The sequence below is a fragment of the Chryseobacterium limigenitum genome (assembly GCF_900114875.1).
Classification (GTDB): Bacteria; Bacteroidota; Bacteroidia; order Flavobacteriales; family Weeksellaceae; genus Chryseobacterium; species Chryseobacterium limigenitum.
Window position 1 is genome coordinate 43,080 of record NZ_FPKW01000005.1, and the last position, 24,641, is coordinate 67,720.

Below are 24,641 nucleotides of genomic sequence, written 5' to 3' on the forward strand. Positions count from 1 at the left end.
GTTCGAATTGAACGAGTTTTTTATATATTGATTTATTTCTAATAATTTTCTTCCTCTCCTTTCATCTTCTCGGCGTTTTCTGCCATGATCACGGCATCGATCATTTCAGAGATATCACCATTCATATAGGCATCAAGATTATACATTGATTTGTTGATTCTGTGATCGGTAACTCTTCCCTGAGGATAGTTGTAGGTTTTGATCTTTGCAGAACGGTCACCTGTAGAAACCATTGATTTACGTTGTGCAGCAATATCTCCGACAGATTTCTGTACTTCGATATCATATAATTTGGTACGAAGCATTTCCATCGCCAATTCTCTGTTGGCCAACTGAGAACGTGCCTGCTGACAAACAACCACCATTCCTGAAGGTTTGTGCGTCAACTGTACTTTGGTTTCAACCTTGTTTACGTTTTGTCCACCCGCTCCACCTGAACGGGAAGTCTGCATTTCGATATCTGCAGGATTTAATTCAAAATCAATTTCTTCAGCTTCCGGTAAAACGGCAACGGTAATGGCAGAAGTGTGTACTCTACCTTGAGATTCTGTCTCAGGAACACGTTGTACACGGTGAACACCGGACTCAAATTTCATGATTCCGTAAACACCGTCTCCTTCAATCTTTAAAATGAGTTCTTTATAACCTTTTGCAGCTTCGCTAGAATCTGTTATTTCGTGCTTCCAGCCTTTAGTCTTAAAGAACATTGCATACGCTCTGTAAACGTCTTCCACGAAAATAGCAGCCTCATCTCCACCGGTTCCGGCACGAAGTTCTACGATTACGTTTTTATCATCGGTCGGATCTTTAGGAATCAAAAGTACTTTCAATTCTTCTTCCAGACCTGGAAGTTTACCCTGAGCTTCTACTTTTTCTTCTTTAGCCATATCTACCAAGTCTCTGTCTGACCCGTCAGCGATGATTTCCTCAGACTCAGCGATATTATCTAAAGCGTTTTTATACTGATCGTAAACTCTTACAATTTTTCCTAAATCGCTGTATTCTTTATTTAATGAAGAATATTTTTTTTGATCTGAAATTACATCAGGCTGTATAATAAGGTCTGCCACCTCATTATATCTTTGTTTTATAGCTTCTAGTTTTGGAATTAACGACTTAGACATTGTAGAAAATTTTGTGGATGCAAAGATAAGAATTATTAATTCAATACTCAATAGTCTTTGGATAAACTGTAACTATTTGATATGTGTTATTTTGTCTATAAATTAATATAATCTTGGCTTGTTTTAAAATAATGAATGGATTTTTTTACTTAACGCTCCATTTTCCTAGGTCGATATAAACCATTAAACTTATTCAGTAACATTCTTAGAAAGCTTTTTATCAATCAAATACAAAACAATTCCCGTGGCTACGATTCCTAATCCGATGAGACTTTCTTTAGGATTATGAATGAACGTAAAATATAAAATATAGAGACTGAATAACATAAAAACACTCGGAAAAATATAGAAAAAATTGGATTTAAATATCTTTCTGTCACTCTTTTTAAGAAAGAACACTGTAGAAATTGCCAATGTTGCAAACAGTTGAAGAATAAATGAAGTGTACACAAAAATTTCTTTAAAACTTCCAGTCAGAATAATCAATGTTGCGATAACTGCATGGGCAAAAATAGCACGAACCGGGATTCCTTTTTTATTATTGACAGATAAAGACTTCCATAATCTGTTCTCTTTCGCGAAAGCCTGCGTCAGTCTTGAACCTACCCATAAATAGCCACTGATCGTAGCGACCAATTGTAAGGCAATAAAAACATTTACTATTTTTCCAAAAGAATGACCAAGCATATTATTAGCCGCCTCTCTCATTACATCTTCTTTTCCTGCCAATTGGCGGATCGGAGCATGTTTCAGCATAATATAATTGATCAAAATATAGCAAACCGTCACGAAAACTGTCCCTACGATCAATGCTTTGGGAAGATTTTTTTGAACATCTTTAATTTCTCCTGCAATGTAAGATGCGGAATTCCAGCCTGTGTATGAATAGGTTACAAAAACCAAAGAGGTTGCAAAGGCGGGAAGCATTATTTCGTCTTTCCAACTGTTGGTGAAACTTAGACTATTTCCAATTTGAGGTTCTGAAAGAACAACACCCAAAATAATCAGGACAATGATAAAAGCGACTTTAATAAACGTAAAAAAGTTATGAAATCTGCTCGAAGCCTTTAAACTAAAAGATAAAGACAGCGCCACCAAAAAGATGACGACAACCGAAAACCAGGTTCCAAAAGTAAAATCAAAGGCCGAAAGATATTTTGACATCGCCAAAGCAGCCAAAGCTACAGGTGAAGAAAAACCGATTATCAAAGAGATCCAGCTTACCAAATAGCCCAAAAGTGGATGATAAGTTTCTTTAAGATAAATAAAATCTCCTCCGTTTCCTTTAAAATGAGATCCTAATTCTGCGTAACAAAATGCTCCAAACAAAGCCAACACGCCGCCAATCATCCAAAGCAGAAAAATGCTGTACGTATTGTTAACATCTACCAGCTGAAAACCTAGAGTCGTAAAAATCCCCGTCCCGATCATATTGGATACAACGATGGCGACTGCTGTTTTCCAGCCTATTTGATGTGAAGTAGTGCTCATTTTATATAGATGCTAGATTTATATTTGAATAATAGGGCGGTTTAAACTAATTAAAATTAACCACAAAAGATACAAAAGCAATGATTGAACAATTTAAAATTTAGCTGTTTGACAACAAAAGCCCTCAAAAGAATAAAAATCAAAGATTTTTAGAAACTTATATGTTCTTGATTGCTATTCATTACGAACTTAAATAATATGTTTAATGTTTTGTGCCTTTTGTGGTTAAAATAAAAAGTTTGAAAAGTTCAATACTAAATTTATTCAATTAAAAATTAAAATTAACTCTTCCGAAGAAATAACTTCCCAATGTTCCCATCTGAACCGGCGCGTATTTGAAAACTCCGTAATAAGAATTCTCATAGATCTGCAAATCAGGGAAAACATCTAATAAATTATTGGCTCCAATCGTAAGGTTTACATTTTTAGTTATATCATAACCAACGCTGACATCCGTTACAATTTTAGGAGAAAACTCCTGAACACCGCCGAAAGGATATCCGTCTCTGATTACCTTACCAAAATAGGTGTTTCTGACTAAGAAATTGAATTTACCAATCCCATAATTCAAGCCTAATGTTGCTTTCGCTTTCGGAGAAAGAGTTTCAATAATATTGATCTGATCCGGCCCGAAAAATTCATTCTGAGGTGTTCCTAAATTTTGAGGAAAATGGAAATCCGTGATCTTTGTTTCCGTATAATTTCCTGCTAAATTGATATTTAAGTTGCCTCCAGCCAGTTTCCAATCGTAAGAAACAACTAAATCAACACCTTTTGTTTCCGTATCAATGGCATTAGCGAAGAATCTTCCGCTTTCTACACCATAATTTGCCAATCTGGAATCTGTAATGTTACTTGTAATGACAATTCTGTCTTTTACTTTAATTAAATATCCATCTAGTGTAATAAAAAGCCCTTTTGCCGGTTTTAAAGTAAATCCAAGACTTCCATTGACGGAAGTTTCCTGCTTTAATTTATCAAAATTAAGAATTTGTGCTGCTTCGCTATCGTTGGCGAAAATTCCTTTTGTAACAATTCCAATTCCTGAGGTAGAAATATCTGCGTAAGAATTATTAAAATATTGCTGTTGCAAAGAAGGCGCTCTGAAACCTGTTCCTACAGCTCCACGAATCGCGTAATTTTTTATAAATTCATATCTAACGGCTAATTTTCCATTCAAAGTATTTCCGAAGTCGGAATAATTTTCAAATCTTGCAGCAGCATCGATATTTAATTTTTTATCTAAATCATAAGAAACATCTGCATAAACTGCTGTAGAATGTCTTGATTTTTTCAATGCATTATCAGGCGAAAAGCCCATAAAAGACTGTGATCCGCCTGCGCCAATAACTGTAGATCCGGGCGTTGCAATATTTCCATTGATATCATATCTCGCATAAGACGCTTCATCTCCGGCCTTGATCTGATACTGCTCAAACCTGAATTCTCCTCCGAAAGCAACATTAAAATTATTTAAGTTTTTAGAAACATCAAGATTAATGGTATTCTGGAGAAAACTGTGGGCTCCCGCATAAAAACTTGTCGGAGATTTCGCGCCTAAAGAAGCATTATTAGTATTGTCAACATTATAATTGAATGTATTGCTTCCAAAAGTATTGCTAAGATCAAAAAACCAGTCATTTACATTGTATTTTGTTCCGACAGCGTAAGAAAGATCGTATACCTGAGATTTTAAATTAGCCTGAAAACCATTTGGATAGATTGAAGAAACGATATTCGAGGTTTCGCTTGGAAGTCTTCTGAAACCGAAGCCTTCCCCTTCTTTTAGACTGAATCCTCCAAAAGTATAAAGCTTAAAATGATCATTAAAAGGATATTCTGCATTGAAAAATAACTGAGCCTGTTTTATTTGGGCATCACCGATCTGGAAATTGAAATCGTCTCGGGTTAAGCCTCTTTGACGAATAATTTCATCATCGGAAGCCCTTGCAGCAGCAGGATCATCAGCAAACTCATAAGCAAAATTATCTCCGAAAATATCTAAATCATGATTCTGCGTTCTCGTTGTTTTTCCTCTCTGGCTTAATTGCAGTGATAAATTGATGTAACTTTTATCTTTTCCTAAAGAAGTTCCGTAATTGACTGCTCCCTGATACGTTTCGCCGTCATTTCTTCCTGATAATCCGTAATTTAAACTTGCAGAAGCGCCAATATTTTTTTTAAGGATGATATTAATAACACCTGCAATGGCATCAGAACCATATTGTGCGGCAGCTCCATCTCGTAAGACTTCAATTCTATCGATCGCAATCACCGGAATTGTGCTTAAATCTGTCCCGACAGAACCATTTCCGACTGTATTTTGATAATTAACTAAAGATGTTGTGTGTCTTCTTTTTCCATTCACCAAAACTAAAACCTGATCAGGCCCCATTCCTCTTAATGTCATCGGATCAATATGTTCCGTTCCATCAGAAGCAGACTGTCTCACCGCATTAAAAGACGGAATTACATAGTTCAAAAGATCCTGAACCGTTGTCTGAGGTGCAGATTTTTGTATTTTTTCAATATTGATAACATCTACCGGAACAGGTGTTTCCAGTTTTGTTCTTTTAGCATTTCGGTTTCCGACGATAATAACGTCTTCGATCTGTTTTTCTTTTTCAAGTTCCTGAGCCGATACGAAAACCGCTCCAAGCAATAATACAGATATGCTTAGTCTCTTCATCTTTTGTTTTTTGCAAAATTAATAATAAACCCTGACGGAAAAAAATCCGCCAACAAAGATTGTCAAGAAATGGAATGAATATTTAGAATATTGACTTCACTTATCTTCCCCCAATCGGGTTGGAATTAGCACCTTTACACACTGGAAATGTGTCGGTTGCTAAGGTTTCACAGGGCCAAATCCCTCCACCTTTCTTGATAAATCTACTGCAAAGGTAGATTAATAATTTTAATTGGCAAAAATTTGTGAAATGTGACCGGCTAAAGAGTGAATAGTCAATGGTGAAATGTGAATTTTTCAATCAATAAAAAGAGAGATAATTTTCATTACCTCTCTTTGTTTAAAATATATTTATTTAATAATCATCTTCTGGATAGCAACTCCGGTTTCAGATTTTAAATGAACCAGATAGGTTCCGGAAGGATAATTAGCTTTTAATTCATAAGTTCCGGACTCATTTTTAAGTTTAAAGGAATCCATTTTTTTACCACTCATGTCATAAATTATAATTTCACCGTTTTTAGCTTTATGATAAATTAGTTTCGCCAAACCATTTTTCACAGGATTGTCTGCAATTTGAAGCGATAATTTATTTTCTGCATTTACGTCAACTGTAGATAAAGTTCCGGTATAATTTCCGAAAATTCTAAATTCTCCCGGCTGAAGATTAATTGGCGCCGTTGTAGAAGATACTATTGATACGGTATTATCCAATAAATTTTTCCATTGTCCTGTATATGGGAAGTAAGGCACAACATCTTTTGCAGAGGTATTGTAATTGGCTATAACCACAACATTCTGAACAGTACTCGCCGTGTTATCGTAAACATAAATTCTGGTAATTAATCCATTCGGATCATTGGTAAGATTGTTTGATTCTACAGAATATGTTTTTGATTTAAATACAGGATACAGACTTCTAAGGTTGATAATCTGAGCCCAAGTATCGTAAACCGCCTTTCTGTTTACGTTTGTATCATACCCTAAAGAAAAAGCAATAGGTTTCTCATCTGTTCTGCAACCGTTGTTGATCGATCCGTCGCCACATCTGTTGATGCTGAATTCATAGCCCAATTCGCCAAACTGCCAGATCATTTTCGGGCCGGGAATTGTGAAGAATGTTGCACCGAAAGTTTTCATTCTATTTAAAGCTGTATTTAGATTTTTAACATCGTAAGCTCCGTTTACAGCTCCGTAAGCAATATTCTTAAACATTAATCTTTCTTCGTCATGGCTTTCTCCATATCCAACCGCATGCATATTGGTGAAGCCGTGAAGCGTATGATTCATTCTGTCAAAGTTGCTGTTTTCTTTGTAGCCCATTGTATTTTGGTTGTACGCGCCATTTTGATTATTCCAAAGCATTACGCCTTTTCCTTCTGCAACTCTGTAATTTGCCCACTGCTGTTCTTCTGCATCTGTTCCTAAATGTTCGAAGATCATATAAGAATTCGGGTCAATGCCCCACTGTTTATCAGCATAATATTTCATGATGTCTACCCTGTCCTGCTGATAAGCATTGGTGCAGGTTTCATCATTTTCGGAACAGCTTTGCGTGAAACCTTTTGTAAGATCCCAACGGAAACCGTCGATATGATATTCAGTTAACCATTGTTGAAGCGTTCTTTCAACGTAATATCTAGTTGACGGACTTGTATGGTTAAAATCATTGAAAACATTATACGAGTGTTTCGGAACTGTATTAAAATATGGGTTATTCGGAGCAACATCTCCGTAACCGTCTCCATCTGGATCAATATTCCAAAGTCTTACCAGCGGAGACCGTCCTGTGGCATGATTGAAAGCAACATCCAAGATCACAGCGATCCCATTATAATGACACAAATCAACAAATTCTTTGAATTTTTCCGGTGTTCCGTACGCTTTATCTAATGCATAGTGGAATGACGTATTGTATCCCCAAGAAAGATTGCCCTCAAACTCCATAATTGGCATCAATTCAATTGCATTGATCTTTAAATTTTTCAGATAAGTAATTTTATTGATTAATGACTGCCAGTTTTTTTCCTGCGTAAAGTCTCTCAATAACAATTCGTAAACAACAAGATCTTCTTTATTGGGTCTCTGGAAGCTTGTAGCCTGCCAGTTGTAAGGAGCCTGCCCCGTTTTAAACATAGAAACCTCAAAGCCCTGTCCTGCAGGAAACGGAGGTAAATTCGGATAGGTTGTAGCCGAGATCCACTGATCGTCATAGGAAGACAATATTTGTGGAGAAAAAGGATCTGCTACTTTTCTAAGATCATTGGTTCTGTATTGGAAGGTATATAATTGAGACGGCGTAAGACCCGTTAATTCGATCCAGTAAAGATCAGGATTTGCGGTATCTCTTTTCATTAAATAAGCATCATCCACAGCCCAGTTATTGAAGCTTCCGATCACATGAACGAAATTTTTAAACGGAGCATACAAAGCAAGTCCAACTCTGGTGTTATCTGTCGGATGATAGTTAATCCCCTGCTTTATCCATGTAGGAATAGCTTCAGAAACAACGTTTCTTGGCGTCTGTAAAATAAACGTTGCATTTTTTGTATTTGAGTTCGCATCTGTTGCAATTAATTCCATGTTTGCGTCTGCAGTTACGGTATAACTATAAGAATATGAAGCAGAAGGCGTTGAAGTAGAATTTACAACTGTTCCGTTAGCTTTCAACTGAAATGTTGAATTAACATTGGTTGTAGCTGTCACATTAACCGAATTTCCTGCCGGAACCGATGTCAAACTATTCGCTAAAGGATTGGTTAAGTTTAAATTTAAAATTCCAACATTTACAAAACTATCTGCCGTCTGGTGACTTCCCGTTTTATCTTTTAGCAAAAACCCAAATCTTCCGATTCCTGTTCTGTTATAAAATGTTGTTGGAGTAAAAGTTAAAGAATACGCATCTGCTGCTGAATTATAGCTTAATTTATTTAAGTCATTAGAATTCCCCCAGCTCCCATTGGTAGGGCAATCCTGACTATTGCTGTAATTGGCATCTAAAGACCAGGTCCATATATAGACATCATTATTGGCAATTCCCCACGCAGATTCATCGATCTGGCTTCCGGGTATCGTTAATGTAATCTGATCCGTCTCATTGAACGGATTGGGTGCAACTGTATAGCTTATCTGCCCAAAAACCAGAGCCACGATAAACAGCAAAACACCGGAATAAAATTTCTTCATAAAAGTTTGTTTTTTTTAGTTAGTACGATACGAATGTAATTTAATTTTTGAGAATTATTTATATTTTGATCCAAAAACATACATTTTAACGATTTAAATATTATGCATTGAAGAGTATTTTATCTATCCGATATTTTTAAGTTGAATGATTGTATAATTCATTCCTAATTTTGTCCAGTTAAATTAATTTTCAAATGGTTTTGAGTAAATCCGATTTCTACTTCTGACGCATAATTTTAAACCCAATTAATAACAATTAAATATTCTTTAAAGAGTTAAAACCTATTTTATATTTAAATGCTATCTGCGTACTTCCTAAATTTTGCTGAAGCCAAACCTTTCCGCCTGATTCTCTTACCGCTGTATCGTTACAGATATAGACTTTATTATTAGTTCCGATCACCATTTCTGCAAATGAAGCAGCACTAGAGAAACCGGTATTTTCTAACTGCTCCTCCGTTCACATAACGTTGAACCGTTCATAATACATTCGCCGGAAATGCTGCCGAAGCATGATAATTAACCGTATCTGTTGTTGCAATTCGTAATTGAGGCCAATCTGTTCCGCTACCAGATTATCTTTCTGAACTAAGAATGTTAAAGCTAAAAAATGATCATTGATAAAGAAATCATGATCAAAGAAATAACCATTGAATGCGGTTATGAATACGTTGAAAACTTTGCAAAAGCATTAAGAAACGGATAATAACAGAAAAACCACCTAATAAATTAAGTGGTTTATATATGTTGTTTTGCTTTGATATTACTTTTTCAGAATTCAGGTGAAAAAGCAATGACAATCAATTAATGATGTCCGTGACTATCGTGTAAGAAAGGCCCGTTTCCTTTAGGGTTGCTGAAGATCACTTCTACTCCCTTCTGCTCATTCAATTCTTTTCTTCTGATATCTTCCGGATCAAAAGGCTTCACTTTACCGAAGTATTCCATCAAACCTTCACTTAACCACATTGGGATTACCAATCCAAAAAACATAAAGATACACCAGAATCCTACAAGGAACATTGTAACAAAGTAGATTGTCCAAAGGAACTGATAAAACGGCCAAAATGCTGATAACATCATTTTTCTTATATATTTTAGGCAAAAATAGAACTTTTTTCTTTTTTAAACAAAAGATCAGCGCCCTATTTTCATTATTTATTTTTATTTTAAACTAATTGATAGAGAAGTTTGATATTAGATGTTAGAAATTAGACTTATAGCTTTGGTCAGAATTTCCAATCATATAATAACCTCTGCTCATTTAATGGGCTAGATTTGCGAAGAAATCATTTCCTTTATCATCGGTAATGATGAATGCAGGGAAATCTTTCACCTCAATTTTTCTTACCGCTTCCATCCCTAATTCTGGGAAATCGACAACCTCAACAGACAGAATATTGTCTTTCGCCAAGATTGCAGCAGGCCCTCCAATTGAGCCAATATAGAATCCTCCGTATTTGTGACAGGCGTTAGTAACATCAGCTGTTCTGTTTCCTTTTGCCAGCATCACCATACTTCCGCCATGACTTTGGAATTCGTCTACATAAACATCCATTCTTCCCGCCGTCGTTGGCCCGAAACTTCCCGAAGCCATTCCTTCCGGAGTTTTTGCAGGGCCTGCGTAATAGATCGGGTGATTTTTGAAATATTCAGGCATTGGTTTTCCGGCATCCAACAATTCTTTGATTTTTGCGTGAGCGATATCTCTTGCAACGATCAATGTCCCGTTTAATTTTAATCTTGTTTTGATTGGATATTTTGAAAGCTCTGCTAAAATTTCAGGCATTGGTTTATTTAAATCAATTTCAACCGCTTCTTCCAAATGTGGAGGTGTAGCAGGTAAAAATCTTTTCGGATCTTGTTCCAATTGCTCTAAGAAAATACCTTCTTTAGTAATTTTCCCTTTGATATTTCTGTCTGCTGAACAAGAAACTCCCATTCCGACCGGGCAAGAAGCCGCGTGACGAGGAAGTCTGATTACTCGAACATCGTGAGTTAAATATTTCCCTCCAAACTGAGCCCCAATTGCACTTTCCTGACAGATTTTCTGAACTTTGGCTTCCCATTCAAGATCTCTGAAAGCCTGACCAGCTTCATTTCCTTCTGTCGGAAGATTATCGTAATATTTTGCAGATGCTTTTTTTACTGTAGCCAAATTCGCTTCTGCAGAAGTTCCTCCAATAACCAAAGCTAAGTGGTAAGGCGGACAAGCAGCTGTTCCTAAGTCTGAAATTCTCTCTTTTACAAATGCTTCAAGAGATTTTTCGTTTAGTAAAGACTTTGTTTTTTGATAAAGGAAAGTTTTGTTGGCAGAACCCCCTCCTTTTGTTAAGAATAAAAACTCGTAAGAATCTCCTTTTTTAGCATAAATATCAATCTGTGCCGGAAGATTTGAACCAGAATTTTTCTCATCAAACATGTTCAAAGGAACGACCTGAGAATATCTTAAGTTTCTTTTTTGATACGTATTGTAAATTCCTTTGCTTAAATATTCACCGTCATCAACGCCAGTATAAACGTTTTCTCCTTTTTTACCCATTACGATCGCCGTTCCTGTATCCTGGCAAGAAGGCAACGCTCCTTCCACCGCAACAGCAGCATTCTGTAATAAGTTATACGCAACGAATCTGTCGTTATCAGTAGCTTCAGGATCATCGATAATTCTTTTCAAACTTTCTAAGTGAGACGAACGAAGCATAAAAGAAACATCTGCCATCGCTTCTTCAGCCAATAACTCCAGTCCCTTTGGATCAACAGTTAAAATTTCTCTGTCTCCCAGTTTTTCAACCTTTACATACTCTGAAGTCAACTTTTTATAAACCGTATCGTCTTTTTGAATCGGGTACGGATCCTGATATCTAAATTCCATTTCAATTTTTTCTTGATGCAAAAATACGGCTTACCTAAAAAAACATGAGTAAAATCAGTGACGTGAATTGATATTTATAATGATTATAAATTGCGAGGTTTTTGATTAATGAGTAATTTTATAGGAATGTATTTTTAACCACAAAAGACACAAAAGTTTTTAAACACATTAGTAATTTAAGTTTAATTAAATAGTGTTTTAAAAGAACACATTAGTTTTTGAAAATCTATGATTTTCATTTTTGTGAACTTTAAAGATTTTTATTATACAATTTAAACTAAATCTTTTGTGTCTTTTGTGGTTAAATTAAAATTAAAAAAATTTCAATCACAATGAATTACAGAATAGAAAAAGACACCATGGGCGAAGTTCAAGTGCCTGCTGATAAGTTTTGGGGAGCACAGACGGAACGTTCAAGAAACAATTTTAAGATCGGTCCCGAAGGTTCAATGCCCCACGAAATTATCGAAGCTTTTGCTTATTTAAAAAAAGCAGCAGCTTTCACCAACACCGATTTGGGAGTTCTTCCTGCTGAAAAAAGAGATATGATCGCTAAAGTTTGCGACGAAATCTTAGAAGGAAAATTAAACGATCAATTTCCTTTGGTAATCTGGCAAACTGGCTCAGGAACGCAATCTAATATGAATGTGAATGAGGTTATTTCTAACAGAGCCCACGTTAATAACGGTGGAAATCTAGGTGATAAATCTGAAGTTCATGCCAATGATGATGTAAATAAATCACAATCATCCAACGATACATATCCAACAGCAATGCACATTGCAGCCTATAAAAAGGTTGTTGAAGCAACCATTCCTGCTGTTGAAAAATTAAGAGATACTTTAGCCGAAAAATCAGCTGCTTTTAAAGATATTGTAAAAATCGGAAGAACGCATTTAATGGATGCTACTCCACTCACTTTAGGACAGGAGTTTTCAGGATATGTTGCTCAGTTGAGTTATGGTTTAAAAGCATTAAAAAATACGTTACCTCATCTTTCTGAGCTTGCTTTAGGAGGGACAGCGGTAGGAACAGGATTAAATACCCCAAAAGGGTATGATGTGAAAGTGGCTGAATATATTGCAAAATTCACCAATCTTCCATTCGTGACAGCTGAAAATAAATTTGAAGCTTTAGCAGCGCATGACGCAATTGTTGAATCTCATGGAGCTTTAAAGCAACTGGCAGTTTCGTTATTTAAAATTGCTCAGGATATTAGGCTAATGGCTTCTGGTCCGCGTTCAGGAATTGGGGAAATTCATATTCCGGAAAATGAGCCAGGTTCATCAATCATGCCCGGAAAAGTAAATCCTACCCAAAACGAAGCATTAACAATGGTTTGCGCTCAGGTTTTAGGAAATGACACTACGATTTCGTTCGCCGGAACTCAGGGAAATTATGAACTGAATGTTTTCAAACCTGTGATGGCATATAATTTCTTGCAATCTGCACAACTAATTGCTGATGCCTGCATTTCATTCAATGATCATTGCGCTGTAGGAATTGAACCGAATAACAAAAGAATTAAAGAATTGGTTGACAAATCTTTGATGCTGGTAACAGCTTTGAATACGCACATCGGTTATGAAAATGCAGCAAAAATTGCAAAAACAGCCCATAAAAACGGTACAACATTAAAAGAAGAAGCTGTAAATCTTGGTTTTGTTACTCCAGAACAATTTGACGAGTGGGTGAAACCTGAGGATATGGTAGGAAGTTTAAAATAAACAACTAGATTTAATTATTATATTGTAAAAACAACTTAAACAATCAAAACTTAAAGATTTCAAAAACAAAAAGGTCAGAAATATGTTCTGACCTTTTATATTTATTTAATCTGTTTATCCTGAAAAATCATCCAGCATATTTCTTGTCGGAACAAAGAAAAGAGTTCCTGTAACCGCTGTACTGAAATCTAAAATCCGGTCGTAATTCCCAACCGGATCTCCGATAAACATATTGGTGAGCATCTTTTTTGTCGTTGCAAATGTACTGGAGTAAGCAATAAAATACGTCCCAAATTCATTTGTTGATGGATTTCCGAATGGCATATTATCTCTTACAATTTTTAATTCTTCGCCATTCTCCCCTTCAATATTAGCCAAAGCAATATGTGAATTTGATGGTTTCACATCATCCGACATTTCAATATCATTTTCTTTCGACCTTCCGATTACTTTTTCCTGTTCTTCCGTTGAAAGACCTTTCCAGGCATCCATGTTGTGAAGATACTTTTGAACAAAAAGATAACTTCCACCTTTATAATCTTGGTCTTCATCGCCAATTTTAGCAAAATGATCTCTGTCTTCTCCGTGTGGATTTTCTGTTCCATCAACAAAACCTAAGATCGAGCGGGCATCCCAATATTTAAATCCATGAATCTCAAGAATACTTTCAGCTACAGGATTTAGCAATTTTGAGATCTCAATCGCCATATCAAAAATAATACTCTTGTTATCAGCTCTTAAATGAAAATGCAGGTCGCCAGGAGTAGAAACTGCAGTATGTTTTATACCTTTAATTTCTTCAAAAGTGGCTAATTCTTTAGGCATCGGTGTTGGAAGTTGCAATTTTTTCCAAGCTTTGTAACCAATTCCCATCACGCAACTTGCTCTGCTGTCCGGAAACCTGTTAAACACAGAATTATTTAAGTTTAAAACTAATGCACATAATTGTTGAAAGACGTCTTTTAACTTAGGATCATCATTCAGCTTCCAAACCATAAAAATGGTGTTGCTATTAGGATAATCGGTAACATTTTGTGATTCTATGCTCATAAATTCAATCAATATTAGACTTAAATTTTTGAATTAAATTGCTTCAGCCGGAGTTGAAACCTGATCTGCAAAATATTGCTCCAATTCTTTCAAAGTTTCAGGATTGGTCTGAATATCTTTTACCAACTGACCTTTATTTACTACAACAATTCTGTTACAAACCTCTGTTGTATGCGAAAGATCATGACTTGAAATCAGGAAAGTCACCCCATCCTGCTTCGACAATTCTTTAATTAAATTCTTCAGTTTGATCTGTGTGGAAGGATCTAAATTGGCAAAAGGTTCATCCAAAATAATAATTTCAGGATTACCTATAATTGCCCCTACGATTCCCACTTTCTTCTGATTTCCTTTTGACAGATCGCGAACGTATTTACCGGAATTTAAAATTTCACCATTAAATAAATCGTGAAATTGCTTTAAAAATTCATCCACAGAAGCTTTATTCTGCCCTCTCAGTTCACCGATAAAATAGAAATATTCTTCCGGAGTCAGGTAACCAATTAAAAAAGTATCGTCCACAAAAGCCGAAACCTTGCTTTTCCAGGCTTCGGATTCACTTACTTTAATTCCGTCAATACTTACAAACCCTGTTGTAGCCTGAATCAGATCCAACATTAAGCTGAATAGCGTTGTTTTTCCGGCTCCGTTATTTCCGACAAGACCGAAAGTTTCGCCGTTAGGAATTTCAATATTTTCGATATTCAGAACAGTCGCAGTTCCGTATGTTTTAGATAAATTATTTATAGTAATCATATTAATCTTTGTTTTTGAATGCTTCTAACGTACTGTATTTCTCTTTTTTATAGTGTCTTACGATGGTATCGAAGATTTTTTCTCTCAATAAAAATCCAATTAATCCTAAAATAGCAATGCTTACCACTCCGGCAGTCATTCCGAAGAAATATTTTAAAATTCCGAAAACAGCCATCGGTAAAAGCATTTTTGGAATTAATAATAGCAAAGCTTTCATATTGAAACTGTTTTTCTGTCCAATTCTTTTTTCTCTGGAATTTAGATCTATCTGAGTTTTATTAAAAGCTCCTGACCATAACGTAAATTGCGAATTAACTCCAATATTATATAATCCTGCCGCGAAGAAAGTAATGTAGATCTCCCAGCCCCAATAAGCATAAAATAGAGCGATAATCATGGAAACTCCGGTTACAATATTCATTAACCACCATTTTGCTTTTAAATATTCTTTGTAAGGAACATTTAAGGTCATCATCAAAGGATAATAAGAGCTGTCGAAAGCCGGAACCCTCTGCCCAAACAAAAACTGGAAACCACCCGTGACAAAAAGCCCCATAAGCATCATCATGTAAGGCGTTTTATAGACTGAGGAGCTGAACATGAGCATTCCATAGAATATAAACAGAAAGCTCCCTAAAATGATTCCTTTAGCCACTTTACTACGTCTTAACAGTTTAATATCATTGTTAATAAACGTTCCGAGGACGCCATATTTATTTAAGAAAGCAATATTTTCTGTTTTTCCGATCTCTTTTTTTGCTTCCAACCCTTGATCTAAGTAAAACTCCTGATAAACATGTTTAAAACAAATCCACCAAAGTCCAGAAAATAAAACAATCGGTATTAAAATTAAATAAAGTTTTGTATAAAAACCATAGAAAAAAATTTCTGAATAAGACAGAAGCGGAATGATATGATAATACGTCAAAAGTCCTAATCCAATGAAGATAGAGCCGACAACAATAGCAATCGTTTCTTTATTGTTGAAAAGTATATTAATGAAATTATTAAGATAGAAAAGTAATGAAACTCCTATAAACCAAGATAAAACTTCCAGAAAACCATATCCGTTGAATAATGCGACGATAGAAAACGTGATGAAAAATAAAGAATTAAGCCAACTGAAAGCCGATAAAAATGTTTTGATCAACATATAATTGACCAGTGTTTTCTTAGAAATATTCAGGGTAAGAAAAGGTTTGATATTTTGGGTAGACATCTCCTGCCACATGTATTTGACAATCAAATCTACCCCCCAGACAATAATCATGAATTTTGAAACTACCTTCAAAGGATCGGCATTCATTTTGTCCTGAACCAGGTAGAAAACAGCAAAAGCACCTCCCACCAAACATGCCATAAAATAAAGAATCCCCATAAAACGTAAGATCTTCATGGCCAAATTTACCCCGACAGAAGTACCGCGAAAAAAACTTTTTATTTCTAACCTTAGGAACTTTACAAACATATCTTACTTTTTTACATTAGTAAGTGGAATGCAAAATATGTTACAGATTTTTAGCCAATTAATTCTTTCGCTTGCGCCAAAGCCGCCTCAGTAATTTTACTCCCGGAAAGTAATTGGGCAATTTCGTTGAGTTTTTCTTCATCACTTAAAGGAACAATCGTAGACTGTGTTTTTCCTGAAACGTCCTGTTTTACTACTTTGTAATTGTTATTTCCTTTTGCGGCAACCTGCGCCAAGTGAGAAATAACGATCAACTGCATGTCCTGAGACATTTCACGCATGAGATTTCCGATTTCTTCGGCTACTTTTCCTGAAACTCCGCTGTCGATCTCGTCTAAAATAAGCGTTGGAAGCTCATCACTTTCTGCGATAATTTTTTTGACAGCCAACATTACTCGCGATCTTTCACCGCCGGAAATTGCTGTTTGAATGGGTTTTAAAGGAAAACCTGAATTCGCCTGAAACAACAGCTGAATATTTTCTTTCCCGAATTGATTAAATTCTGAAGTATCCTGAAGCTCAATGTCAACTTTAGCTTTTTCAAGACCTAATTTTTTAAGTAAGCTTTCTGCTTTTTTAATAAAAACAGGAACGCTTTTCTTTCTGTTTTTTGAAAGCTTTTCGGAAATAGATTGAAGAGATTTTTCCTTTTTAGAAATGTTTTCTTCAATTTCAATAATATTTGATTCTAGTTCTGATGCCCCTTGCTGTTCTCCTGCTAACTGATCTCTGATTTCTTTCAATTCAGAAACATCAGAAACATTATGCTTAATAAACAAAGCATTGAGTTTATTATTCAGTTCAGAAAGTGAAGCAAGAGTTTCGGGATTAATTTCAATTTTCTCAGACTCGTTTTCCAATTCGGAAATAATGTCTTTTAATTCTACAAAAGATATTTCTAATCTTTGGTCAAGCTCAGCAAAGCTGGTTGAAACCTCGGAAATTTTTGACAATTTATTTTTAGCTTCATTAAAGAAAGATAAGATCCCGATTTCCTCCTGATGAAATCTTGATAAAACCTGAGCCAGATTTTCGGAAATCATTCCTGCATTTTCCTGAACAGAAAGCAGATTTTTTAATTCTTCATAATCAACATCATCCAGATTCAAATCTTCCAGTTCATTCAATAAAAACTGCTTATAATCACTTTCTTTATTACTTTCTGAAAGTTGAGTCTGTAATTTTTTAAGCTGAGTTTTTAAGCTCTGAAACTCTAAAAATTCATGCTGATATTCTTCAACGATCTTTTTATTTTCTGAAAGTCCGTCAATGATTTTAAACTGATATTCTGATGTGAAAAGGTTTGAAGTTTCAAACTGTGAATGAATATCGATAAGTTGCGAAGACAATTCTCTTAAAACATCCAACGTTACCGGAACATCATTAATAAACGCTCTGGATTTTCCTGCGGGAGAAATTTCTCTGCGGATAATGGTTTGATGCTCATAATCGAGATCGTTTTCTATAAAGAATTTTTTAAACTGATTATTTAGATTAAATTCAGTTTCTACAATGCTTTTTTCATTTGCATTTGAAATTGATTTTACGTCTGCTCTCTCGCCTAAAATAAGTCTTAGAGCCCCCAAAATAATAGATTTACCGGCACCAGTTTCTCCGGTTATTACTTGCAAACCATTATGTAATGATACATCAAGCGTATCAATTAAGGCAAAATTTTTAATGTAAATTCTCGAAAGCATTGATGTAGCGTTACTTTAGGTAATGCAAATATAGAACTTTAAAATTCAGAATTCAAGACTGAAAAAATCAGTTTTTTATTGTTTCCACTGACTCCACTTAGCGTCTGTATTTTTCGGATTCATGAGGATCAATAATTGTTTCAGATCACCCAATGCAATTCCTCCATTATTATTAGAATTGAAAATATTAAAAATCTCATCCGCTTTATTTGTCAGGAAAAGATCTAAATAATAATTCTGGGTAAAATTGCTTTCATATGTTTTCAACTGTAACAAACCATCAAAAATAACTTTCTTGGCCTGTGTCTGATCCTGATTGAACAGATTATCTAAGCCAGCTCTGTGATAAGTATAAAATAATGACCTTAACTGTACCATATTAGGACTCATAATCTCTCTGATCAGCTGAGAACGGTTTCTCGGCTCATTGATTTGCTTCCATCCTTCATAATTATTCTGAGATTCTCCGTTTTGAGCAATTTGTTGAGCTTTTTGAAACCATGGAGTTCCGCCCGAAGACTGGAAACTGTCTGCATCATATCCCAAAATTACATAAACATAAAAACTGATCATATCGATTAAGTTTTTACCGGAAAATTGTCTTTCGTTAAAAATAAGATTCTCATTTTCAATATATTCAAAAGAAAATCTCTGATCCTGAAGGTTTATTAATGTAGATTCATAATTTGTATTATAAACCGGACGCACCGCCTGAACAACAATACTTCCTTTGTATTTATTATTCCCGGGACTTTCTGTAAGAACAATAGCAAAATTACATTTTATCTTTTCAAAATTCTGAAGCTTTTTCCCCGTCCAGCTTGTATTATTGATAAAATCTCTAAGACTTTTTTCCAGAGCTTTATACGCCTGCTGGTTACTTCCCCCCAACTGTTGAGCATTTACCTGAACGGTAGCCAGCAACTCCTGAGAAAAGCTAAGATTAAATATGAAAAGCAGTAAAAATAAACTTATATATTTTTTCATTATCTATTAAAAATTGAGAACGGAAATTTATTAAAATTATTTTAAAATCTGAGACTCAACAAAATTAAGGATGTCTTTTGCAACATCGTCCTTAGATTTCAGTTCAAACTCTTTTTTCTCCGTTTGGGTGAATATTTTTATTTTATTGGTATCATTTTTAAATCCTGCGCCTTCGTCACGAAGAGAATTTAAAACAATCATGTCAAGATTTTTCTTTTCCAGTTTTCCCTTGGCATTTTCTTCTTCATTTTGAGTTTCTAAGGCAAAACCTACTAAAAACTGATGGGTTTTCTTTTCACCCATTGTTTTGAGTATATCCGGATTTTTAATTAATTCAATCGTTAAGCTATCATCATTTTTTTTAATCTTTTCCTTCGCAATTTCCTTTGGAGCATAATCTGCAACGGCGGCACTTGCGATTCCAATATCAATTGTATCATAAAACTCAAATACTTTTTGCAACATTTCTTTTGCAGAAGTAACTTTATGTACATCAACATTTTTATCACCCATCACCTGGGAAGTCGGCCCCGAGATCAGAATGACTTTTGCGCCTCTTTTTGAAGCTTCTTCAGCCAGCGAAAATCCCATTTTTCCCGAAGAATGATTTCCTATAAATCTTACAGGATCAATGGCTTCATAAGTTGGTCCGGCCGTAATTAAAACCGTTTTGCCCTCCAAAGTTTTTTTATGATTTGAATTAAAAAAACCTTCAACTTCTTTAACAATCGTTTCCGGTTCTGCCATTCTTCCCTGGCCAATCAATCCGCTCGCCAATTCACCATTTTCCGCAGGAATAATAAAATGCCCGAAATCTTCGGCCAATTCTAAATTCTGCGTTGTGGAAGGATGCGCATACATATCCAAATCCATTGCAGGAGCTATAAAAACAGGGCATTTTGCTGACATATAGGTTGCAATGACCAAATTATCACACATTCCGTGCGTCATTTTTGCCAAAGTATTTGCTGTACAAGGAGCAACGATCATTATATCTGCCCACAATGCCATTTCAACATGACTGTTCCATGTTCCGTTTTCGTTGTAGAAATCTGTATAAACAGGTTTTTTCGACAGCGTAGACAAACTCAGCTTCGTTACAAAATGCTCAGCATCAGGAGTCATAATTACCTGAACTTCTGCATCTTTCTTTATAAACTCTCTTATCAGAAAATGAATTTTATAGGCTGCAATTCCTCCAGAAACGGCAATAAGAATCTTTTTCCCGGAAATACTCATTTAGTTTTAATTTTTTAAAACACTAAAATACTTATTTTTTCTCACAAACCATTTAAACAACAAAGGTCATAAAAGAAATAGTTCCTTTATGACCTTCATCTATTAAAAACCAAACGGTTTTTATTTTCTTTCTTCAGTTTTTCTGAAGTAAATATCTTCGTTTAACCATTCTTCGATCGCGATAGAAGTTGGTTTTGGAAGTTTTTCGTAATGTTTAGAGATCTCAATTTGCTCTCTGTTTTCGAAAACTTCTTCCAATGTAGAGTTGTGAACAGCAAATTCATCTAATTTGTTATGCAATTCTGTACGAATTTCTGCATTGATCTGCTCCGCTCTCTTTCCCATGATAACAATAGCTTCATAGATTGAACCTACTTTATCTTCAATCTTGTCTTTATCGTAAGTAATAGTATTTACTTCTGCTTTTGTATCTTTTACACTCATTTTGAGAAAATTAATTTATTTATAAGGTGGCAAATTTACGAATTATCTTTGGATTTTGAAAGTCGCTGCCGGTGGAGGTGTCTGAAGCTTCGCACTGTCCCTCTGGATCTGCATTGCTTTCTTCTCAGCATCTACCTGATTTTTAATCTGCTCTTCGGTTTTGTTCTTTTCGGCCAGCTTTTCTACTTCTTTTTTCTGTCTCGCAGTTAATGTTGCAATTCTAGCTTCGGTCTGTTTTTTTACAACTGCGAAATCTTTCTTTTCTTTCTCTAATTTCTCTCTAAGATCAAGAGCCGTTTTAGAGTATTCTGTATTCGGAAGATCTTTTTCAACCTGCTTTGTAAATGCCAAGGCACTTTCAATACGTTCGTCTTTAAGATCATAGATCGATTTCTGAGCCAACAAGTAACGTGACTTCATCATATAATCATAAATTTTCGGACGAAGTTTTGTACTTGGGAAATCTTCCAATACATTTTCTAAAGCCGTATTTGCAGCTTTATAATCGCCCATATTGAAGTATTGTCTTGCATTTTCGTAAGATTTGAACTCTAGCTTGTAAGACAGCTCATCAATAAGCGTTGTGATATTTTTAGATCTTTCAGAAGTTGGGTAGTTATTCAAGAAATCCTGTAACTCATTAATTGCCAATTCTGTACTAGACTGATCCAAATTATAATCCATTGACCCTTCATAGTAGCATAAAGCCGACATATATGCCGCCTCTTCTGCTCTGGGATCCTTTGGAAAACTTACTGCAAAGTTTTTGAACTGATGCCCAGCCAACTTATAATTTTTATCATAATAGTTTGCATACGCCGTATTGAAACCCACATTAGGGAAATCATCCGTACCTGCAACCAAATTAGCCAACCTGTCATAAAGAGCCAGTGAATTTTTCCACTTCTTTTTTGCAAAGTTCTCATTTGCAACCTTTAAGATGTAGTTTTTATCAGCACTTTTCATCGCTTTATCTTGCTGACTCACACATGAAGATACCACAGCTACAGCAAAAAGACCTAAAATATATTTTTTCATATAAAAAATTCAACAGTTTTCGGATTACATGACCGATCTATTAATTTGCAAAAATATAACTTTTTTGTCAATAGATTTTTTTTTATGAATATTTAACGTAATTTTAGTCTGCAGCGTATCCCAAAATTGCAAAAACACTCATCAAAAGATTCATTCTTACCTTTTTTTCGGCTTCTTTACCATATGCTTCCTCGTTTTTACTCGGAACATAAAGCTCATAAAAGTTTTTATTACGAATTACAAACAGTGTTGAGCCAATAATTGTGGTCAAAACGTCTTCAGGTTTTGGAGTAAAAGTGAAAACTCCGGACGTAACGCCTTTTTTTATGACTTCATCCAGTTTTTTTACAAATAACTGATAAAAATCGAGAAGTTCGTCCTTTAAATTTTCTGTATGTCGAAGTTCCTGCGTAACAAATCCGTGAAAATAATTATATTTAAATAACTGAGAGACAATATATTTAATAATCTCCTTCATCTGCATCTCCGGTTTCCCATCTTTGATCGTGTCTGCAAATTCCGAAAAGTTTTCCCTTGTCTTTAAAACCCTGTACTGATAGAGATAAGACATCATTTTTTCTTTAGAACCGAAATAATAAGAGATCATTGCGACATTAATATTGGCTTTGGAACAAATATCCCTCACTGATGTTCCTTCGTATCCTTTTTTCGCAATCAGCTCTTCGGCGATGTCTAAAATATGGATTTGTTTTTCTGTAAATTTTTTCTTCATAAAGTGTAGTTTGAGTAAAGTTAAGAAATTTTTAACATACTTATAAACGTTCGTTTAAGAATTTTATATTAATTCTAAATAGTTAGTATTTTTGTAGATGGATTTTTTTGATTTTCATCATCATAAGAAAAATGTGACCTACGGAATTTATAATTTAGACATAAATAATATTCCGCCCGATTCTCTATATTCTATTGGGATTCACCCTCAAGATATTAGCATTGAATCAATTGATAATCAAATCAATTGGCTACAATCTAATATCACCGAAAATTGTTTTGCAATTGGAGAATGCGGACTGGATTCTTTTGTCGAGATCGATCAGAAAATTCAGGAAGACGTTTTTTTAAGCCAGATAAAAATTTCGAATGAAGTAAAAAAACCATTAATTATTCATTGCGTAAGAAAATTTTACGAAGTGATTTCCTTTAAAAAAAGGGCAGAACAGGCGATGATCATTCATGGTTTTAATAAAAAACAAAGCATTGCTGAAGACCTGCTTAAAAATAATTTTTATCTGAGTTTTGGAAAAGCGGTTTTGTATAATTTATCTTTGCAAAATATTCTGAAAATTACCCCTTTAGACAAAATCTTTTTAGAAACTGATAATGAATATTTTAACATTGAAGATTTATATCAAAAAACTTCAGAACTCAAGGGAATTTCTTTAGAAAAACTGAACGAACAAATTGTAGAAAATTTAGAGACGATAAAAAATGGATAAAAACTGGTTGGAGAGAACGGAACTTCTCATCAAAGAAGAAGGTTTGGAAAGATTAAATAAAGCGACTGTTCTGGTTGTCGGATTAGGCGGAGTGGGCTCTTTCGCGGCAGAATTTCTGGCAAGAGCGGGAGTCGGAACTATGACGATCGTAGATGGCGACACGGTAGATATTACAAATATTAACAGGCAGTTACCTGCTTTACACTCAACAATTGGAAAACATAAAGTAGAGGTTGTTGCGGAAAGACTTTTAGATATTAATCCTCAACTTAATTTAACCAAAATCAATGAGTTTCTAAATCCGGAAAGAATGGACGAAGTCCTGGACTCTGCAAAATTCGATTATGTTTTAGATTGTATCGACAGTATAACGCCAAAAGTTTATTTAATCATCGCTGCAAAAAGAAGAAAAATAAAAATCGTAAGCTCAATGGGAGCCGGAGGGAAGACCGATCCAAGTAAGGTAATGGTAAGAGACATCAGCAAAACCGAGCACTGTCATCTTGCAAGACAAGTAAGAAAAAGATTGAAAAAAGAGAAAATTGATAAGGGCGTTCGTTGCGTTTTTGCTAACGATATCCAAGATGAAGAAAGTCTGAAAATGACAGACGGAAGCAATTATAAAAGATCTTTTTACGGAACGATAAGTTATATGCCTGCAATATTTGGTTTGTATACTGCTTCGGAAGTTATTAATCATTTAGTGAAAAAAGATTAATTTAATTCATAATAAAGATGCTTCGACTCCGCTCAGCATGACATTTCTAATACTAGCTGTTTTTCACAGTATATTTTTAGCGCTGTCATGCTGAGCGGAGTCGATGCATCTCAAACAAACAAAATATACCTTATATTTACACTCTGTAAATGACAAATTTCAAATATCCCGGAGCCGAAAAACTCAAAAAAAACAATGAGATCACTTTACTTTTTGAGAAAGGTAAATGGAAAACCTGTGGAAATTTGAGAATTATTATTCTAAAAGATAAGCCTTCTTTACCTGTAGAAACTTTAAAATTCGGAGTTTCTGTTTCTAAACGTTATTTCAAAAAAGCAGTTCACAGAAACCGTGTAAAGAGATTATTACGAGAATGTTATCGTTTAAACAAAGATCTTTTCAGGGAATCTTTTGGTGAAAAAACGATTGCGATGATGTTTTGGGTTTCGCCTGAAATGCCTGCTAAATTTCAGGATGTGGAAGCGCAGTTTATTAAGCTTTGTCAGTCTAACCAGCCTCAGAAAAAATCTTAATCTTTCTATTTCACCAGAATAAATAAAGAGTAAAGACCTGTGGAGATTTGTGAAAATCTGTAGTTATAATTATTTATTTTCTACCACAAATTACTGAGATTTACACAGATGATTGTGTGATACTTTCTTGTGCTTTATTCTGATTCGCTGAGAATTAAAAAT

The 24,641-nt window shown here is 34.9% G+C and carries 20 protein-coding genes and 1 riboswitch; of the genes, 4 read left to right on the plus strand and 16 right to left on the minus strand.

Features of this window, described 5'->3' with window-relative positions; genetic code table 11:
* Positions 1 to 38: 38 nt before the first annotated feature.
* The 7 genes from prfA to BT156_RS08160 all read right to left on the minus strand — a co-directional run bounded on the left by prfA (position 39) and on the right by BT156_RS08160 (position 11,362).
* Positions 39 to 1,124, minus strand: a complete 1,086-nt coding sequence (gene prfA, locus BT156_RS08135; RefSeq protein ID WP_072409005.1) for a peptide chain release factor 1 — start codon at positions 1,122 to 1,124, stop codon at positions 39 to 41.
* Between the two features lie 189 nt (positions 1,125 to 1,313).
* The gene (locus BT156_RS08140) at positions 1,314 to 2,615 is read right to left on the minus strand and encodes an APC family permease (protein WP_072409007.1); all 1,302 of its coding nucleotides are present in this window, start codon (positions 2,613 to 2,615) and stop codon (positions 1,314 to 1,316) included.
* Positions 2,616 to 2,883: 268 nt separating this feature from the next.
* Positions 2,884 to 5,304, minus strand: coding sequence for a TonB-dependent receptor plug domain-containing protein (locus tag BT156_RS08145; RefSeq protein WP_072409009.1), 2,421 nt, complete (start codon positions 5,302 to 5,304; stop codon positions 2,884 to 2,886).
* 97 nt (positions 5,305 to 5,401) lie between these two features.
* Positions 5,402 to 5,508, minus strand: a riboswitch (SAM riboswitch).
* Positions 5,509 to 5,655: 147 nt separating this feature from the next.
* Positions 5,656 to 8,490, minus strand: a complete 2,835-nt coding sequence (locus tag BT156_RS08150) for an alpha-amylase family glycosyl hydrolase (RefSeq protein WP_072409011.1) — start codon at positions 8,488 to 8,490, stop codon at positions 5,656 to 5,658.
* Positions 8,491 to 8,746: 256 nt separating this feature from the next.
* Entirely contained in the window at positions 8,747 to 8,896 is a 150-nt protein-coding gene (locus tag BT156_RS22045) for a hypothetical protein (protein ID WP_170857283.1), read from the minus strand.
* Positions 8,897 to 9,294: 398 nt separating this feature from the next.
* Complete coding sequence (locus BT156_RS08155; protein WP_072409013.1) at positions 9,295 to 9,573, minus strand: hypothetical protein; 279 nt, start codon at positions 9,571 to 9,573, stop codon at positions 9,295 to 9,297.
* Between the two features lie 181 nt (positions 9,574 to 9,754).
* A complete protein-coding gene (locus BT156_RS08160; RefSeq protein ID WP_072409015.1) occupies positions 9,755 to 11,362 on the minus strand; it encodes a fumarate hydratase in 1,608 nt (535 codons plus the stop codon).
* A 332-nt stretch (positions 11,363 to 11,694) separates the two neighbouring features.
* Between BT156_RS08160 and fumC the strand changes: the two genes are divergently transcribed.
* Positions 11,695 to 13,089, plus strand: coding sequence for a class II fumarate hydratase (gene fumC / locus BT156_RS08165; protein ID WP_072409018.1), 1,395 nt, complete (start codon positions 11,695 to 11,697; stop codon positions 13,087 to 13,089).
* A gap of 114 nt (positions 13,090 to 13,203) precedes the next feature.
* Here the strand turns inward: fumC and BT156_RS08170 are convergent, their stop codons facing one another.
* From BT156_RS08170 to BT156_RS08210, 9 genes are all read right to left on the minus strand, one after another.
* On the minus strand, positions 13,204 to 14,139 hold the full coding sequence (locus BT156_RS08170; RefSeq protein WP_072409021.1) for a Dyp-type peroxidase: 936 nt from the start codon (positions 14,137 to 14,139) through the stop codon (positions 13,204 to 13,206).
* Between the two features lie 33 nt (positions 14,140 to 14,172).
* Positions 14,173 to 14,895: an ABC transporter ATP-binding protein gene (locus tag BT156_RS08175; protein ID WP_072409023.1), complete on the minus strand. Its 723-nt coding sequence runs from the start codon at positions 14,893 to 14,895 to the stop codon at positions 14,173 to 14,175.
* Position 14,896: 1 nt separating this feature from the next.
* Complete coding sequence (locus BT156_RS08180) at positions 14,897 to 16,363, minus strand: DUF5687 family protein (protein WP_072409025.1); 1,467 nt, start codon at positions 16,361 to 16,363, stop codon at positions 14,897 to 14,899.
* 50 nt (positions 16,364 to 16,413) lie between these two features.
* Entirely contained in the window at positions 16,414 to 18,063 is a 1,650-nt protein-coding gene (locus tag BT156_RS08185) for a DNA repair protein RecN (RefSeq protein ID WP_072409027.1), read from the minus strand.
* A gap of 75 nt (positions 18,064 to 18,138) precedes the next feature.
* Complete coding sequence (gene porD / locus BT156_RS08190) at positions 18,139 to 19,050, minus strand: type IX secretion system protein PorD (RefSeq protein WP_072409029.1); 912 nt, start codon at positions 19,048 to 19,050, stop codon at positions 18,139 to 18,141.
* 36 nt (positions 19,051 to 19,086) lie between these two features.
* A complete protein-coding gene (gene coaBC / locus BT156_RS08195) occupies positions 19,087 to 20,289 on the minus strand; it encodes a bifunctional phosphopantothenoylcysteine decarboxylase/phosphopantothenate--cysteine ligase CoaBC (RefSeq protein WP_072409031.1) in 1,203 nt (400 codons plus the stop codon).
* Positions 20,290 to 20,409: 120 nt separating this feature from the next.
* Entirely contained in the window at positions 20,410 to 20,733 is a 324-nt protein-coding gene (locus BT156_RS08200; RefSeq protein ID WP_027378789.1) for a DNA-directed RNA polymerase subunit omega, read from the minus strand.
* Positions 20,734 to 20,775: 42 nt separating this feature from the next.
* Positions 20,776 to 21,771, minus strand: a complete 996-nt coding sequence (bamD, locus tag BT156_RS08205; protein WP_072409033.1) for an outer membrane protein assembly factor BamD — start codon at positions 21,769 to 21,771, stop codon at positions 20,776 to 20,778.
* Between the two features lie 103 nt (positions 21,772 to 21,874).
* Positions 21,875 to 22,504: a TetR/AcrR family transcriptional regulator gene (locus tag BT156_RS08210; RefSeq protein WP_072409035.1), complete on the minus strand. Its 630-nt coding sequence runs from the start codon at positions 22,502 to 22,504 to the stop codon at positions 21,875 to 21,877.
* 97 nt (positions 22,505 to 22,601) lie between these two features.
* Between BT156_RS08210 and BT156_RS08215 the strand changes: the two genes are divergently transcribed.
* From BT156_RS08215 to rnpA, 3 genes are all read left to right on the plus strand, one after another.
* Positions 22,602 to 23,228, plus strand: a complete 627-nt coding sequence (locus tag BT156_RS08215; protein ID WP_072409037.1) for a TatD family hydrolase — start codon at positions 22,602 to 22,604, stop codon at positions 23,226 to 23,228.
* Positions 23,221 to 23,946 carry a tRNA threonylcarbamoyladenosine dehydratase gene (locus tag BT156_RS08220; protein ID WP_072409039.1) on the plus strand — a complete coding sequence of 242 codons (726 nt, stop codon included), beginning with the start codon at positions 23,221 to 23,223 and terminating at the stop codon, positions 23,944 to 23,946. Before BT156_RS08215 ends, BT156_RS08220 begins: the two co-directional genes overlap by 8 nt.
* Before the next feature lie 149 nt (positions 23,947 to 24,095).
* Positions 24,096 to 24,479, plus strand: a complete 384-nt coding sequence (gene rnpA / locus BT156_RS08225) for a ribonuclease P protein component (RefSeq protein WP_072409041.1) — start codon at positions 24,096 to 24,098, stop codon at positions 24,477 to 24,479.
* The last annotated feature ends 162 nt before the right edge of the window (positions 24,480 to 24,641 follow it).

Bases quoted from the DNA above. Each gene is read 5' to 3' on its own strand.
- prfA (WP_072409005.1), bottom strand. From the start codon at position 1,124: ATGTCTAAGTCGTTAATTCCAAAACTAGAAGCTATAAAACAAAGATAT.
- BT156_RS08140 (WP_072409007.1), bottom strand. From the start codon at position 2,615: ATGAGCACTACTTCACATCAAATAGGCTGGAAAACAGCAGTCGCCATC.
- BT156_RS08145 (WP_072409009.1), bottom strand. From the start codon at position 5,304: ATGAAGAGACTAAGCATATCTGTATTATTGCTTGGAGCGGTTTTCGTA.
- BT156_RS08150 (WP_072409011.1), bottom strand. From the start codon at position 8,490: ATGAAGAAATTTTATTCCGGTGTTTTGCTGTTTATCGTGGCTCTGGTT.
- BT156_RS22045 (WP_170857283.1), bottom strand. From the start codon at position 8,896: ATGGTGATCGGAACTAATAATAAAGTCTATATCTGTAACGATACAGCG.
- BT156_RS08155 (WP_072409013.1), bottom strand. From the start codon at position 9,573: ATGATGTTATCAGCATTTTGGCCGTTTTATCAGTTCCTTTGGACAATC.
- BT156_RS08160 (WP_072409015.1), bottom strand. From the start codon at position 11,362: ATGGAATTTAGATATCAGGATCCGTACCCGATTCAAAAAGACGATACG.
- fumC (WP_072409018.1), top strand. From the start codon at position 11,695: ATGAATTACAGAATAGAAAAAGACACCATGGGCGAAGTTCAAGTGCCT.
- BT156_RS08170 (WP_072409021.1), bottom strand. From the start codon at position 14,139: ATGAGCATAGAATCACAAAATGTTACCGATTATCCTAATAGCAACACC.
- BT156_RS08175 (WP_072409023.1), bottom strand. From the start codon at position 14,895: ATGATTACTATAAATAATTTATCTAAAACATACGGAACTGCGACTGTT.
- BT156_RS08180 (WP_072409025.1), bottom strand. From the start codon at position 16,363: ATGTTTGTAAAGTTCCTAAGGTTAGAAATAAAAAGTTTTTTTCGCGGT.
- BT156_RS08185 (WP_072409027.1), bottom strand. From the start codon at position 18,063: ATGCTTTCGAGAATTTACATTAAAAATTTTGCCTTAATTGATACGCTT.
- porD (WP_072409029.1), bottom strand. From the start codon at position 19,050: ATGAAAAAATATATAAGTTTATTTTTACTGCTTTTCATATTTAATCTT.
- coaBC (WP_072409031.1), bottom strand. From the start codon at position 20,289: ATGAGTATTTCCGGGAAAAAGATTCTTATTGCCGTTTCTGGAGGAATT.
- BT156_RS08200 (WP_027378789.1), bottom strand. From the start codon at position 20,733: ATGAGTGTAAAAGATACAAAAGCAGAAGTAAATACTATTACTTACGAT.
- bamD (WP_072409033.1), bottom strand. From the start codon at position 21,771: ATGAAAAAATATATTTTAGGTCTTTTTGCTGTAGCTGTGGTATCTTCA.
- BT156_RS08210 (WP_072409035.1), bottom strand. From the start codon at position 22,504: ATGAAGAAAAAATTTACAGAAAAACAAATCCATATTTTAGACATCGCC.
- BT156_RS08215 (WP_072409037.1), top strand. From the start codon at position 22,602: ATGGATTTTTTTGATTTTCATCATCATAAGAAAAATGTGACCTACGGA.
- BT156_RS08220 (WP_072409039.1), top strand. From the start codon at position 23,221: ATGGATAAAAACTGGTTGGAGAGAACGGAACTTCTCATCAAAGAAGAA.
- rnpA (WP_072409041.1), top strand. From the start codon at position 24,096: ATGACAAATTTCAAATATCCCGGAGCCGAAAAACTCAAAAAAAACAAT.